At 53.8% G+C, this 13,520-nt stretch carries 14 protein-coding genes; 7 read left to right on the top strand and 7 right to left on the bottom strand.

What is annotated here, in order from left to right:
* Positions 1 to 16: 16 nt before the first annotated feature.
* Entirely contained in the window at positions 17 to 1,003 is a 987-nt protein-coding gene (dctP, locus tag PEL8287_RS14100) for a TRAP transporter substrate-binding protein DctP (protein WP_085893069.1), read from the bottom strand.
* A 139-nt stretch (positions 1,004 to 1,142) separates the two neighbouring features.
* Here dctP and PEL8287_RS14095 point away from each other — a divergent pair, with 139 nt between their 5' ends.
* The 3 genes from PEL8287_RS14095 (at position 1,143) to PEL8287_RS14085 (ending at position 4,102) form a co-directional block, all read left to right on the top strand.
* Entirely contained in the window at positions 1,143 to 1,790 is a 648-nt protein-coding gene (locus tag PEL8287_RS14095) for a GntR family transcriptional regulator (RefSeq protein ID WP_085893068.1), read from the top strand.
* 372 nt (positions 1,791 to 2,162) lie between these two features.
* Positions 2,163 to 3,041 (top strand): DUF5672 family protein, encoded by an 879-nt coding sequence (locus tag PEL8287_RS14090; protein ID WP_139837812.1) that lies wholly within the window; start codon positions 2,163 to 2,165, stop codon positions 3,039 to 3,041.
* A 167-nt stretch (positions 3,042 to 3,208) separates the two neighbouring features.
* The gene (locus PEL8287_RS14085) at positions 3,209 to 4,102 is read left to right on the top strand and encodes a methyltransferase domain-containing protein (protein WP_085893066.1); all 894 of its coding nucleotides are present in this window, start codon (positions 3,209 to 3,211) and stop codon (positions 4,100 to 4,102) included.
* 21 nt (positions 4,103 to 4,123) lie between these two features.
* Here PEL8287_RS14085 and PEL8287_RS14080 read toward each other — a convergent pair whose 3' ends face one another.
* The 6 genes from PEL8287_RS14080 to PEL8287_RS14055 all read right to left on the bottom strand — a co-directional run bounded on the left by PEL8287_RS14080 (position 4,124) and on the right by PEL8287_RS14055 (position 9,448).
* Positions 4,124 to 5,011 (bottom strand): glycosyltransferase family 2 protein, encoded by an 888-nt coding sequence (locus PEL8287_RS14080; protein ID WP_176228652.1) that lies wholly within the window; start codon positions 5,009 to 5,011, stop codon positions 4,124 to 4,126.
* Positions 5,012 to 5,167: 156 nt separating this feature from the next.
* Positions 5,168 to 5,860: a WbqC family protein gene (locus PEL8287_RS14075; protein WP_085893064.1), complete on the bottom strand. Its 693-nt coding sequence runs from the start codon at positions 5,858 to 5,860 to the stop codon at positions 5,168 to 5,170.
* Positions 5,857 to 6,675, bottom strand: a complete 819-nt coding sequence (locus tag PEL8287_RS14070) for a sulfotransferase family protein (RefSeq protein ID WP_085893063.1) — start codon at positions 6,673 to 6,675, stop codon at positions 5,857 to 5,859. Before PEL8287_RS14070 ends, PEL8287_RS14075 begins: the two co-directional genes overlap by 4 nt.
* The gene (locus tag PEL8287_RS14065; protein WP_085893062.1) at positions 6,672 to 7,385 is read right to left on the bottom strand and encodes a class I SAM-dependent methyltransferase; all 714 of its coding nucleotides are present in this window, start codon (positions 7,383 to 7,385) and stop codon (positions 6,672 to 6,674) included. The genes PEL8287_RS14070 and PEL8287_RS14065 overlap by 4 nt, the downstream gene beginning before the upstream one ends.
* Positions 7,382 to 8,527, bottom strand: a complete 1,146-nt coding sequence (locus PEL8287_RS14060; RefSeq protein ID WP_176228651.1) for a DegT/DnrJ/EryC1/StrS family aminotransferase — start codon at positions 8,525 to 8,527, stop codon at positions 7,382 to 7,384. Before PEL8287_RS14060 ends, PEL8287_RS14065 begins: the two co-directional genes overlap by 4 nt.
* A 477-nt stretch (positions 8,528 to 9,004) precedes the next feature.
* The gene (locus tag PEL8287_RS14055) at positions 9,005 to 9,448 is read right to left on the bottom strand and encodes a DMT family transporter (RefSeq protein WP_085893060.1); all 444 of its coding nucleotides are present in this window, start codon (positions 9,446 to 9,448) and stop codon (positions 9,005 to 9,007) included.
* 119 nt (positions 9,449 to 9,567) lie between these two features.
* On the opposite strand from PEL8287_RS14055, the gene PEL8287_RS19820 reads away from it, so the two are divergent.
* From PEL8287_RS19820 to PEL8287_RS14035, 4 genes are all read left to right on the top strand, one after another.
* Positions 9,568 to 9,951, top strand: a complete 384-nt coding sequence (locus PEL8287_RS19820) for a c-type cytochrome (protein ID WP_176228650.1) — start codon at positions 9,568 to 9,570, stop codon at positions 9,949 to 9,951.
* A gap of 23 nt (positions 9,952 to 9,974) precedes the next feature.
* Positions 9,975 to 10,373, top strand: a complete 399-nt coding sequence (locus PEL8287_RS14045; RefSeq protein ID WP_085893058.1) for a c-type cytochrome — start codon at positions 9,975 to 9,977, stop codon at positions 10,371 to 10,373.
* 59 nt (positions 10,374 to 10,432) lie between these two features.
* Positions 10,433 to 10,834: a DUF4864 domain-containing protein gene (locus PEL8287_RS14040; RefSeq protein ID WP_085893057.1), complete on the top strand. Its 402-nt coding sequence runs from the start codon at positions 10,433 to 10,435 to the stop codon at positions 10,832 to 10,834.
* 378 nt (positions 10,835 to 11,212) lie between these two features.
* Entirely contained in the window at positions 11,213 to 13,504 is a 2,292-nt protein-coding gene (locus PEL8287_RS14035; protein ID WP_085893056.1) for a glycosyl hydrolase family 28-related protein, read from the top strand.
* Positions 13,505 to 13,520 lie beyond the last annotated feature (16 nt).

The following is a 13,520-nucleotide window of genomic DNA, read 5'->3' as shown; positions in this document are numbered from 1 at the left end:
ACCTTCCCTTCGCGGATCACTCGACAGCGAGCGCCATGTCCAGCAACGCCTGTCCGTCCGGGACATCGGCGACAAAGGCCTTGTAGGACGTTTCTTTGGCAAGCGCGCGCCACTGTTCAAAGTCAGCGGGCGTCATCTCGGCGATTTCGACACCGGCATTTCTGAACACTTCGACCGAGTTGGCATCCTGCTTCTTGGCCTCTTCCAGATAGAAGGCTTCGGCCTTGTCCGCGGCCGCCAACAACGCGGCTTGCTGATCGGCTGTCAGCCCCTCGAACGTGGATTTATTCATCAGCAAGGGCTGGTACATGAACCAAAGGGCGACATCACCAGCAGGCGTGTAGCATTTGACCTGTTCATAGATGCGATAGGATACAAAAGACGACGACGACGTGTTTGCCGCTGTCAGGACACCTGTTTGCATTGCATTGTAGATTTCCGAAGACGCCATCGAAGCAATGGATGCGCCTGCGCCGGCCAGCATTTGTTCAAACGCCTTCCCGGCGGCACGTGTCTGAAGGCCTTGCACATCCGCAGGCTTGGTGATGCATTTGTCTTTCCCGACAAAGCCACCGGCAAGGTAGCCGTGTACCAGAACCATGACATCGTCTTCGGCCATCTTTGCCTCGATCGCTTCCATGAAGGGTGAAGCGCTCAGACGCGCAGCGTGATCGTGGTTTTTGACCAGGCCCGGCATCAGGGTCAGGTTAAACGCGGGTTGCTGACCCCCTGCGTAGCTAAGAGGCAGTACTGTCATATCCAGTTGCCCCCGGCTTAGCGGGCGGTACTGTTCACGTGGTTTGAACAACGACTTTGATCCAAAAATCTTGATGTCCAGATCTACACCCGCAGCCGCGACCTCATCCGCAACCATTTGTGCAACCTGATGGCGCACATCCTTGTTTGACCATTGATGTGACAGGCGCAATTCGGTCGCATTTGAAATGCTTCCCATGCCCAGAATCGCAACTGCGGTCACCGCTGTTAGAAACTTCGCTTTCATAATTTCCTCCCTTATAGCCCGATACAGGCGACTCTGTTCCGGCGACTCTGTTTTTTCACAGCGTGCATCCATAGTCAACAATATTGTATACAATATAATCAGTCTTGCATGCCAAGTGTGCGACTGGTAATGGTTCACTATGGAATTAAAGCGCGCCGATAAGATTGCCGATAAACTGGAGGAGCTCGTATTCAAGGGCGAATATAAGGATGGTCAACGCCTTGATGAGATAAGGCTTGCCGAGCATTTCAGTGTATCACGCACACCAATCCGCGAAGCCCTGCAGCGTCTTGTGATGTCTGGAATGGCCGAACAAATACCGAGGCGGGGCGTGTTTGTTCGTCAGCCGGGCCCTGTCGAACTGATAGAGATGTTCGAAACAATGGCCGAGTTAGAAGCCGCCTGCGGACGATTTGCGGCGGCCAGAATAACCGATGAAGGCCTGACAAGACTGAAAACTGCGAATGACAGATGCCAGCAGGCCATCGATGAAAAGGACGCCCTGAGATATTACTCAGAGAACGAGGTTTTTCATCAGGAAATTTATCGTGGGTCAGCCAATAGTTACCTTGAAAAAGAAGCGCTTCGCCTGCAAAACCGTCTAAAACCCTATCGGCGCGTTCAGCTTCGGCTTCGCGGACGCATGAAACAGTCGATGTCTGAACATGTCATCATCGTCGAAGCTCTGGAATCCGGAGACGCCGAACTGGCTTCCCGGACATTAAGAAACCACGTCGCGGTTCAGGGCGAAAAATTTCATCAGCTCATGGCGACTTTGCAGAACTGATCGATGCTGTCGGGCAATACCGAAAACCACTAAGGGAACAGCGACACCTTTCCATTGCGTCACGCTCATTCTGCGGCTTGATAACCAAAAGCCGCAACAAAACACACAGCAATACCAACAGGCGAATGATTTCCATGTGGGTTCTGAAAAACATACACCTGCGGTTTTGTTAAATTGGCAGGGTAGGGTGGGTGCTTTAACCGGATTTACGCTGACACTGCCCGGTCAACCGAAACTGTGGAGCCCATTATCAGAAAAAAAGCGCAAGCGCTGCATGTTTGGAAGATCCAACTGCAAATCCAATAATCAACTTCACATTCTCTGGCGCGCTGTTGTAGTCAATCCATAGTTTCTGAAATTATGGACGCACCTGTGCCTCAAAGTAGCCAATCGCGGGAAAACAATAGTTGCCGGATCGTTGTACCGGTCTACCGCACGCTGGACGCGGCCGAGTTGGCGATTGTCACGCATAATCTTAAAAAGCTTGCCGCGTGGCCTGCCACTCTGGTCGGGCCAAACAAGGCGCGTGATGTATTGGAGAAATTGCGGGGCGATCTTTCCCGGGCCACTGGCGCGCAGATTGCTGTGCTCTGCTACGAGGACAGGTTCTTTGCCGACATTGAAGGTTACAGCGCGCTTTTGATGTCCCGTCAGTTTTACGGCGCCTTTGCCGGTCACAGCCATATTCTGATCTGCCAGTCCGATGCGCTGGTCCTGTCCGACCGGCTTGATGAATGGATGGCGCAGGGCTTCAGCTTTGTCGGGGCGCCAATATTCAAGGGGTATACGGTGCCAATTCGACCTTTGCAGTTTGAAGCCGCGCTTAACGGTGGATTGTCTTTGCGCCATGTTCAAGATGCACAGAACGCGCTGCACCAGCTTATCGTACTGCGTCGCAGTCGCGCTGTGCGCCTGTTGGAAAAAGCTGGTATACTGACATTTGCAAATCGTCTGCTGGGGCGAACTCGCATCGCCACGATAGAGAAACGATTGAACGAAGATGTGTTCTGGAGCTGTACCGTTCCGTCATTGTTGCCCGAATTCCGCAGGCCTACGCCCGAGATTGCAGCCCACTTTGCATTCGAGGCGTGCCCGGCAGATCTTTATGAACAGACAGGCCAGGAACTTCCGTTTGGTGGTCATGCGATCGAGCGGTACGATCCAGAGTTCTGGCAAGCCCATCTGCCCGACCGGCTGGCTGCAAGAGTGGCGGAAATGGCTCAGAACCGAGTGGCCAAAGGTAAAGTTTAAATGTAAGTTCGCTGGAGGCCTATGCGCTCAAACGCCAATTTGTTAAAATCGCAGATGTGCAGTGTCACCCGGACGGTTCAACCTACAAATAGCAGGCCCAAACTGTTGCTGTTTTAAATCACTTTGCGCCGTACCAATGACGGACAAGAAAGGCGAATTACGCTTTGATGAAATTCTTTAAAAAACGCCGGTCCGGGCATCAAGGTGAAACAATTTCCACACTCATTCAGAATTTAATCGCTGATATCAAAAACCCTGACGCTCATATGAGGCTGGCATCTGAATATGCATCTGCGGGCAGGCCCGCTCTGGCGCATGCCATCGAAAGCTCTGCCAGTTTCCTGCAAGGAGCCGAGCGTGCTTTGGACGGTCAGTATCCTGTTGTGAAAAATGACGATCTTCTTTCGCTGAATCATAATCAATACTATCGATTTCTGACCTTGCAACAGGCCGTTCGCGATATGGCCCAAGGCCTGGAGCACCCCAGTCTTCTTGATATCGGCGGAGGTGGGGGTGAACTGGCGAGCTTCCTGCCGGAATGCGAATATTTTCTGGCCGATCCGGGCACCAACGGGATCAGCAGTGACCACGTTTCATTCTTCAAGAAGCCCTTTGATTTTGTCGTGGCCTGTCATGTGCTAGAGCATATTCCCCAAGACTTGCGGTGGGATTTTCTGGATGGGTTGGTGGCGCTTTCCCAGCATGGGCTTGTTTTACTAAATCCGTTTCACAACGATTTTTCCCCACAAATAGAGGGCTTGGAACTTGTTGTTGATTTGATTGGCGCAGACTGGGCCAAGGAGCATTTGCAATTCACGCTCCCAAAACAATCGGATGTTGAGGATTGGGCTGCCGCGCGTGGGCACTCAATTTCGGTAGAAGTCAACGGAACGCAACCCTTTAGTCTTGTTGCAGAATTTAACGACTTCTATATGTCCAAGCTCCAAGCGCAGTCTGACAGGCAAAAAATAAACAGGTTCCTGAACAAGACGATTTCCAAGAACATCGACAACAAAGAAATTCCCACAGCGCTTTTGGTCAAGATCGTGCCCAAAACCTAAAATCGGAATAAACGATACTTATTAAGGCGATCTTGCAAGCAACCTGTACATAGCGCGGCGAAGACGTGGTCGTACTTTATGAAAAAATGGGAGCGGTCGCCCTTCGAGCGCACACTCCCATGGTAATTGTTGGGATTTTGGGATGTGGCGCATTATGAAGCGCTTGACGTCATTGGTCTTTTTTGTCCGCTCTTCCTGATTTCGACTGCTCCAGAAACTAGCATTATGGACACGGTAAAGGGCCATTACTTTGGGTATGAGACCGATGGACCCCTTGCGCGCCAGAAGAGCGAAAATTGCGTAGTCCCCAAACGGTATAGTACCAAAATCCGAAGGCAGCGATGGCAAAGCCGACAATCTGAACATAACCGCCGAGGTCTGAATGAAGTTGCCATCTGCTAAATCATCCAGAGTGGCGAAAAACATGCGCTTCTTTTTTGTCGGAAAAATTTGAAGTTCCTGATCGTTGGGAACATCCCAGTATCGCGTCAGGGTCTGACAGAGCGAGCAGTCAGGATTTCTATCGAGAAAGTCAACCTGAACAGCAAGTTTCTGCGGATCTTCCCACAAGTCATCCCCGTCCAGAAGAGCCACATATTCACTGTCAAATCGTGGCCAGGCCAGAGCGAATATTCGGTGGCCTTGTGAAAACTGGTTATCTTTAAAAAGTACCGGTTCGATTGTGTCGGGATATCTGGAAGCGTAATCAGCTACTATTTCTGCTGTGCCGTCGGTTGACGCGTCATCTTGGACAATAAGTTTAAATCCAAAGTCAGTTTTCTGGCGAAGAACGCTCTCTATGGCATCCGCGATGTGATCTACGTGGTTATAGCACGGCATGAATACCTTTACGCGGGTCTCTGGCTGAGTGTTCAATTTAGAGACCTGCGGGTTAGTTGCCGGAAGCATTTGAAGGTTAACCGTAGACATTAAGAATTTAAATGCAGATGTCGACTCTGATTGACAGCTTGTGTTTTAGTCCGGGGAGTAAAATTTTTGCGTTTCCGGTCAGCACTATATGGCATCTCCTCTTGCCTGATTACTGTCAGCGGAATCTGGAACAAGTTAGCTGAGAACAAATTGCGAGACCCCATCCCTGCCGAGCCACATGAGTGTGTCTATAACCGCCAAGTCAGGCACAAATGGCAAGCCGACGGTTGGGTATTCCAGCGGTGCAGGTTCGTAGAACTCCAGAGTTACACCGTTCTTGAGATAGCGATCAGAATCAAACAGGTGCCGACCGCCGGGTGCGTTTGAATAAACACTTGCCCCCATTTGTTTGCTGATAATCAAGGCCCATTCGCCTGGCTCTGCCGCAGTCGGCAGTTCTAATTCCATCTCGGACAGTCGCTTTATCTCGGTTTGTATTCCCAAAGATGAAGCGATCGTCCTAAGGATTCGCGTGTTCAGCGTTCCAAGTGTGTCAACGTCCGCTTCTATACAGTTTCGCAAAATTCCAATGGTTTGAAGGTAGTAAGGGGCGACGGTTTCATAGCTGCGTAATTGGTTAAAAAAAGTACTGCGCCAGTCAGTTTGGCCTATTTCCGCTTGAGCTATGGTGCCATTGGTTGCCCCTTTCGCAACGGGGACAGAAATATAGCCCCATTCTGTGTCTCGATTAGCCACGCGATTTCGACTCGTCCACGACTTGCGCGAAAACTTGACGGTATCAAAAACGATCCACTGGTCGCATTGTGCGATATGCCGGAATTGCTGGGCATAGGGGAAAAAGTAAGGCTGCATTATTCCAAGTTTCATGCCAAGAATGCTTCCAGTTTTGTTCCGTTCAAGGCCATCTGGATTTCCGCCAGAATATCGGGCGGAAAATGCTCGCGCCACTGGTCGTCTCTGACCTTCCCCTTAAATACCGAATAAGGGCGCGGATCGAATTTTGTCTGGCTTTTCTTAATAAATTCGATGGTCGGATCACTTAGTTTAGAACCGCAAAAGGTCAGCATACCCTGCGTCACTGCGCAAGCATCGGCAATCAAATCCTCATACCGGATCACTTGGTACCGAACGGGATCTTCTTTTGCCAACTGAATATATTCTGTTGTCAGTCTTACCCAATCGTTAAAACCCCAATACTCTTGTGGGCCCTCTTGTTTTCGGCAGGGTGCGTTACGCCATTCCTGCCTGAAATCTGCACCACTTGGAAATTCCTTACAGTTGCGCCAACTCCATAAAGCAGCGGCAGGATGACGTACGATATAAATAATCTTGGCCTTTGGCAAAACGGACATTGCACTCTGGTAAAGGCCATGAAACCGGGTGTCCTTGACTGCAAGCCGGGTCACCTGTTCGGGTTTTTTCTCAAAGGACACCAATTCTCCGGTCTCGCGCCTCCAGTTCTGTGTAACGAACTTGTCCTGGCTGGAGATCACGCCCTGCAGTACCTCTTGCCAGTCTGCAAGCCCTGAGGTTTCGGTTAGTCTTCCCCGAAAATCATAGGCGTAGGGTGGAGAAAGGCGAACAAGAAAATCTGGGGCACTTTCAAAAATCTGTGATAGCCAAGTCGTTCCCGACCTTGGCATTCCAAGCAGAAATATTGGCGCGCCGACCTCGATGTTCATGCCGAAACCTTGGACAGTAAAGCATCAACTCGATAGCTTGCCGTATAGAACTGTTCTGGCAAGGTAACAAATTCTATCTGAAGGCCTGCCGTTTCTGCAGCATCGGACAGATCATCTTTGCTCCACCAATGCCCCATCTGCTCACGGCCTTCGCGCGCGTTTTCCACATGCATCTGCCAGCGTTCTTCAGTGTTATAGAAGTTCCTGATGCGATCAATATCAGGAATTCCGCTGGCGAGAAACCGACCGCCAGGCACAAGAACCTTTTCAAGCCAACTTAAAAGGTTCGGCAAAGTGGTTGGGTCGAGGTTTTGAATTACCTCGATACTCCAGGCCACATCAATTCCCGACCGGGGAAGCGCTTGCGACTCCATCTGGGTAAGATCGCCCGTCCTGTACGAGATATTCGATGCGTTGAAATGTTTACGTGCAGTTTCCAGTAAGGCCGGTGAATAATCAAAGCCGACGACATGGTCGACCCGGGTAGCCAGTGCATGAGTAATAAGACCGTTCCCACATCCGAGATCAACCGCAGCCATGTCAGGAGACAGGCGCAATGTCTCAGCTATGTACTCCACCAATAGCGTTACTTGTTCCGGTGGAACCGGTTTGCCAAACCGCGTTTTACCAACCTGAGCAAGAGCCTCTTCGATTGAACCATCCAGAGACTGGGGACGCGAAGCCCAATAGTTCTGCCAATCAATCGTCATGTCGGGCGCGCTCTCGCAAGCACACCACTAAGAACATCGGCAATCTGTTCCCGGCTGAGTTTGCTCAGGCCGGGATTGGTCGGAATGTTTATGACATGATCATAGATCGACCTTGCATTGGGTGAATCTTCAAGTGGCTTGTAGTATTTGCCCAGGACGACAAATTTATTGGGCAAAACACTCACAGGAATTGGAAACGGGGCAAGGTAGGGGCGGCTCATGGCAGGTGTATTGCTTTTGATAAGCGTTTTCAGCACGGTGCTTTCGGCGATGCTGTCAATCCGCGACGCCTGTTCGGCATATAGCGGGGCCCATTCCGGCTGGGTTTCCAGCCGCATAAGATGGCTTGCGGCGGACAGTTCGGACAATTTGCCGTTGTTGACCCAATAGGGCGCTTCACCATCGGGCAGGGGGGTGTATTCCAGCAGGCGCAGGAAAGGTTCAAAGTCGTCTTCCGATACCACTGCCAGACCACCCTCGCCGAAACCATAGGGTTTGGTGTGGTGCAGGCTGAATGCCTGATCCGGCAGATCCGGTACGTCGGGGCTGATGCCAGCGGCATTGTCGATCAGCATCGGTTTTCCGGTCTTGTGCTGCCAGGCTGCAAATGCCGAAAAGTCGGTCATCAGCCCAAAAGGGTTGGTCACGATCAACCCGTCGAAACTGTTTGGATCCAGCCCTTCGAGGGCACTCAGCGACAACACCCCGTCGGGGTCACAATCCACCTTGATCGCATCTGCAAGAGTCCCGCGACCGGTATTGGCAAAGCTGAACGCGCTGACAACCCATCTGAGCCGACGGCCCGCTCGCACTTCATGCAGTGCGGCCAGTGCTTCAAGTGCAATGCCGCCATTGGCGCAAGGTACCACGCGCTTGCCTTGAAGCTTCCTGAAATGGGTCTGATAGGCTTGCGACAGTGCGTGCCAGGCTGGACCGCGATTGGCCCAGCGGTTAAAGGTATCGGCCCCCTCAAGAAAACGCGCCAGCCTTGACATGTCCAGCGTCTTGCGCTCGACAAATGACACCATCCGCGGTCCTTCGACAGGGTTATCCTGCGGGAAAGCCGTGATGGCTGCGGACATATCGGATTCCACATGGTCCAATCGAGAGGCTGTTGGCAATTCTTGTTCCTGTGATCTCATTCTCATGCTCTTTCGAAAGTATACATCGCCCCGAGGCGTAACAACTGTTCTTCAGGTTTGGGGTGTCTTTCCATGCAGTATTTGCCAGAAGCGCCCGGTCGAGGGTGGCCTGTCACAGATGGCATCGAGACCGACCTTGCCCGCAATGGATGTTGCAATGTCGATCGCCTTTTGGGGGCTGTATCCGCCGGTTCTTTGTCATGTCGTTTCTCACCAAGGCTGTCTGGTTTCAACCTGCCATTCCGAAAGCCCGGTACGCGGAACCGGGGCGAAGAAAAATCGTTTTGATCAGACCTATGACAATCTCAGGGCGAATAAAACCCACCTTCTGAAAAACAGACACGCAAGCCATTGCCGACGGGTTTGTTGGTGTGTTGAACCATCTCCGCAAACGCTATGAAGACACGGGGCTGCCGCAGCACGGACCTGACGTGCAGGGACAATTCGGGCGCATCGGGATATTATGGCCGTGAACAGTCAAACCTGCTGGGTGACGAACACCCCTGCGGCCATCAGGGCGATGCCGCTGGCGCGGGTCAGCGACAGGGGCGAGACAAGCGCGCCAAATAGGCCGAAATGGTCGATGGCGGCGGCGCTGATCAATTGGCCCAGAAGCACGAAAAATACCGCGTTGCCGATGCCGAACTGCGGTGCGACGACGGTGATGGAAAGCACGTAAAATGCCACAAGGCAGCCGGCCAGAAACAGGTGCTTTGGGGCGCTGGCCGCACCCGCCATCGCGCCGGGGCGGTCAAACATCAGCACCAGCAGCGTGGAAAGCAGCGCCACCACAAACAGGATTGAGGCGGCGGCAACGGGGGACCCCAGCCGCGTGCCAAGGGCGGCGTTGAGCGCTGCCAGAACAGGGATTCCGACTCCGGCGACCAGCATGATCATGGCATAGGTGGTGGTGGGCTGCATGGTGACTCTCCGGTTGGGCGTGTTGCGCTCAAACTGGCATGCATGGCGTGGCTGATCCAGATCAATGTGCAGGGTGAGGAAATCAGGCTGGATGGGGGGACATTAAAAGGACCTATGGCTTGCGGAAATTGCTTGTCATCGCTGTGTTAGCCCTTTCCGCCTGTGCGTCACAGGAGGTAAGCCGTGGCGCCGTGCTATATGCCGACTATTGTGCAGTCTGCCATGGAGAGCAGGGTCGAGGCGACGGGCCAGTAGGGGCTGAATTGCCACTGGCCCCGGCGGATCTGGGCGTGTTATCACGTTCAAATGAAGGGGTTTTTCCACGGCGCCGGGTTATGGCAAAGGTCTATGGCTATCCGGGGAGGTTTGAGTTCATGCCGGAATTCAGCGCTGTTTTTGCCGGACCGGTCGTGATGTGGAAGGATGACACCGGAGAGACAAGTGAAACCCCCCGCGCCTTGCTGGATCTGGCCGGGTATCTGGAGACGATCCAGCAAAACTGAGCCTTGAGTGAAAGGAACTGAAGATGACCAGACTGATACTGATTGCGGCCACTGCCGTTGGCCTTGCAGGACCTGCTGTTGCAGATGAGACCGCAGGGCGCGAGACTTATGAACGCTATTGTGCCAGCTGTCACGGTTTGGAGGCCACGGGCCAGGGCCCGATGCGCCCGGTGCTGACGGTACAGCCGGCTGACCTTACGCAACTGACTGCGGGCAATGGCGGAAAATTCCCGCTGGTGCGCGTAATCAAACGTATCGACGGGCGCGACCCGCTGGTGTCACACGGTAGCCCGATGCCGGTCTATGGCGATTTCTTTGAAGGGTCTGATGTGGCGCTGAAAACCGAAGCGGGTCAACCGATCATGACCAGTCAACCGGTGGTTGATCTGGTGGAATTCCTCAAGTCGCTGCAAGGCGAGTAGCGCAGTTCGTTGACCTGCGTGCTGACCGGGTTAGGTTTGGCACAAATGGGAGGTGTGCCATGCGAAGGGGTCTTTATACGTTGATGCTGATGGGGTGCCTTGCCCTGCCGGCCCGCGCCGACGAAACTGCGATACGGCAGGTGATTTCGGATCAGATTACAGCTTTTCTGGCCGATGACTTTGAAGCTGCCTTTGATTTTGCCAGCCCGTCGATCCGGTCGATTTTCCGCACGCCCGAAAACTTTGGCGCGATGGTGCGCGACGGCTATCCGATGGTCTGGCGCCCGGCCGAAGTGGATTTTCTGAAGGCCGAAACGATTGCCGGGCAGCTATGGCAGAATGTCATGGTCCGCGATGCAGATGGCGTACTGCATATCCTTGAATATCAAATGGTTGAAGGCGACGATGGCTGGAAGATCAATGCCGTGCGAGTGCGCAAGGCCCCCGCTGGCGCTGTCTAAAGCGTTACGCGATGAACCTGAATCGTGGGTTTGTCGCGAAACGAGTGTAAGCAATTGATGTCGCGGGCGCTTCAAAAACGTTTGTCTCTATTTTATGCCGAAACGCTTTAGGCCCGCTGTTAGCCGGCGGCGTTGCCGCCGACGCTGAAATCCTGAGGGATTTCAAGTCCTTCCCCAAGATATTTTGGCAAGAAGAAACCGGCAAAAGCAGGGCGTCTGCGCAAACCACCGTCACGGTGGGGTCAAGAGCAGTTAATACCTTGTTGATATTTCCCTCAGCGACCGGGCGCCGCCCCGGGCTGCTGAAACATGTGACATCCGGGCAGGCGGGCTGCCTGCAATTGGCCCGTCGGGCAGCGGATGTGGAAAGGGATTTGAATGAACAAGGCAATCACGGATGGCGTCGTCTTTACTCCGCCAGCTTTTGCAAATGGGCTGGATGTCTGGTCAAGTGGCGATGGTACGCCGGGCTCGGACACTTATGAGAATGCGCTGAATGCCGGGCTTGTTCCGGCCGATCAGGATTTTGGCGGCGCGCTGGAGCTGCAAAAAACCGACGCAATACAAAAGCTGCGCTATATGGGGGAAACGCCGATCCTGCCGGGGTGTTTTCTGCAAATCCGGGCACGGGTAAAGGCGATCAGCGGCAACCTGCCCAATGTACGTATTTCAGCCTGGGCCGGGGGTGCGGGTAGCCAGCACGTTGTTGGCCTGACCGAGACCGCAAACCAGGTTACGCTGACCAATTACGGAGAGGTTGTCGAAGTGACAGCCATCGTGGGCACTAGTCAGCGGACGGGTGTCGATATGGTCTGGGGCGGCGGGGTTCTGTATGGCCATTTCGGGCTGGATCTGACCGGGCCAAGCGGTGGAGTGGTCCGGATCGACGATATCGAGATCGAGGATGTCAGCGGGGCTTTTCTGCGGGATCTGGTCAGCACCGTGGATGTGCGGGATTACGGTGCTGTCGGCGACGGTGTGACCGACAGTTTCCCGGCCTTCGAGGCGGCGGATGCCGCTGCGAACGGACGCGAGATTCTGGTGCCGGCGGGGGTGTATTTTCTGGGTGACAGCACCACGATCCAAAGCCGCATCCGGTTTGAAGGCACTGTTGTCATGCCTGATGACAAGATTTTGGCGCTGACTAAGAATTATGATCTGCCGGCCTATATAGACGCGTTTGGCGAAGAAGAATTGGCCTTCAAAAAGGCATTTCAGGCGTTGGTGAACAATGCCGGGCATGATTCCCTTGACCTGGGAGGGCGGCAGGTGGGGCTGCGCGCGCCGGTGGACATGCAGGCGGCAGTGGCAAACAAGACAAGCTATGCGCAGCGCCGGATCATACGCAACGGGCAGATCGGAGTTTTCCCCGGGCCGAACTGGGACACCGAGGTTTTTACTTCGCAGGCTAGTTATGACCCGAACGAGGCGAAACGCCTGACCGGGGTGTTGAATGTGGCCAATATTCCCATCGGATCGTTGATCGAAGGCGCCGGCGTGGGACGCGAGGTTTATGTTCGCGACAAAAACGTCAGCACCCAGGAAATCACGCTGAGCCAGCCGCTTTATGATGCTGCAGGCACACAGGTTTTCACCTTCCGGCGGTTCAAATACATGCTGGATTTCAGTGGTTTCGACAAGCTGTCCAAGTTTGGCATGTCGAATATCGAATTTCAGTGCGGTGGCCATTGCAGCGGTATCCTGCTGCCGCCGTCGGGCGTAGGTTTCAGCCTGCAAGACTGTTTTGTCACCAAGCCGAAGAACCGCGGTATTTCCAGCCATGGCGAAGGCGATCAGGGAATGATGATTGACCGCTGCCAGTTTCTGTCTGACGAAAGCCCTGTGCTGGCCACTGAACGGACATCCATTGCGCTGAATGCCAATGCCAATGATATCAAGATCCGCAACAACCGGGTGGTACATTTCCTGCATTTTGCAGTTATTTCCGGGACAAGTTCGATCATTCTGGGCAACCATGTGTTCCAGGGGGATTCCGGGCCAATCGGGCCGCGCACTGCCGGGTTCATAATGACCCGGACCAACAACCGGGCTACTATTACGGGCAATTACATCTGCGACTGTTCGGTGGAATGGGGCAACGAGCATGATCAGGCGCCGGGATTCTCCAGCGAGTTTTCGTTCAGCGCGCTTAGTATCACCGGCAATGTGTTTCTGTCGCAAAGCACCGCGCCATGGTTCAGATTTCTGGTGGTGAAACCACATGGGACAGGCCATTTCATCAATGGGCTGACGGTGACTGGCAATACGTTCCGACTGATTGACGGGGTGATTGACCGGATCGAGGGGATCGATACCAGCTTTGCCGATATGGATTACACCCGGTTCCGGAACATCACCTTTGGCGACAACGCTTTCAACAATGTTGAGACCCCCACGGTGAACCCGCTGGTGCTGAACCATACCGAGGCCAGCCCCTCGGCTACCTGGGTGGTCGACCCGGCGCCAAAGCTTCCGTTCGGCGCCTGGGCGCAGGCGGTTGAATCTGTGGTGCCCGCAGGGCCCGTGCAGACCGTAGGTGGGGCCGCCCATTTCGGTAGCCCCTACTATGAGGCGGCGCAGGGGCCCGCAAAGGACCGGATCAATCTGAAATGGGGCACGCCGGTGCAAGGGACGGTGACCCTGAAGGTCAGGATTGATCTTCCGCTTTGACCAAAGCGGTGGCATG

The sequence above is a fragment of the Roseovarius litorisediminis genome (assembly GCF_900172295.1).
Classification (GTDB): domain Bacteria; phylum Pseudomonadota; class Alphaproteobacteria; order Rhodobacterales; family Rhodobacteraceae; genus Roseovarius; species Roseovarius litorisediminis.
Note: the sequence above shows the minus strand (reverse complement) of the source record. Positions and strands in the feature narration are given on the sequence as shown.

Coding starts and splice junctions, on each gene's coding strand:
- PEL8287_RS14060 (WP_176228651.1), bottom strand. CDS start 8,527: ATGAGATCACAGGAACAAGAATTGCCAACAGCCTCTCGATTGGACCAT.
- PEL8287_RS14080 (WP_176228652.1), bottom strand. CDS start 5,011: ATGCTTCCGGCAACTAACCCGCAGGTCTCTAAATTGAACACTCAGCCA.
- dctP (WP_085893069.1), bottom strand. CDS start 1,003: ATGAAAGCGAAGTTTCTAACAGCGGTGACCGCAGTTGCGATTCTGGGC.
- PEL8287_RS14055 (WP_085893060.1), bottom strand. CDS start 9,448: ATGCAGCCCACCACCACCTATGCCATGATCATGCTGGTCGCCGGAGTC.
- PEL8287_RS14085 (WP_085893066.1), top strand. CDS start 3,209: ATGAAATTCTTTAAAAAACGCCGGTCCGGGCATCAAGGTGAAACAATT.
- PEL8287_RS14045 (WP_085893058.1), top strand. CDS start 9,975: ATGACCAGACTGATACTGATTGCGGCCACTGCCGTTGGCCTTGCAGGA.
- PEL8287_RS14065 (WP_085893062.1), bottom strand. CDS start 7,385: ATGACGATTGATTGGCAGAACTATTGGGCTTCGCGTCCCCAGTCTCTG.
- PEL8287_RS14070 (WP_085893063.1), bottom strand. CDS start 6,675: ATGAACATCGAGGTCGGCGCGCCAATATTTCTGCTTGGAATGCCAAGG.
- PEL8287_RS14035 (WP_085893056.1), top strand. CDS start 11,213: ATGAACAAGGCAATCACGGATGGCGTCGTCTTTACTCCGCCAGCTTTT.
- PEL8287_RS14075 (WP_085893064.1), bottom strand. CDS start 5,860: ATGAAACTTGGAATAATGCAGCCTTACTTTTTCCCCTATGCCCAGCAA.
- PEL8287_RS14095 (WP_085893068.1), top strand. CDS start 1,143: ATGGAATTAAAGCGCGCCGATAAGATTGCCGATAAACTGGAGGAGCTC.
- PEL8287_RS14040 (WP_085893057.1), top strand. CDS start 10,433: ATGCGAAGGGGTCTTTATACGTTGATGCTGATGGGGTGCCTTGCCCTG.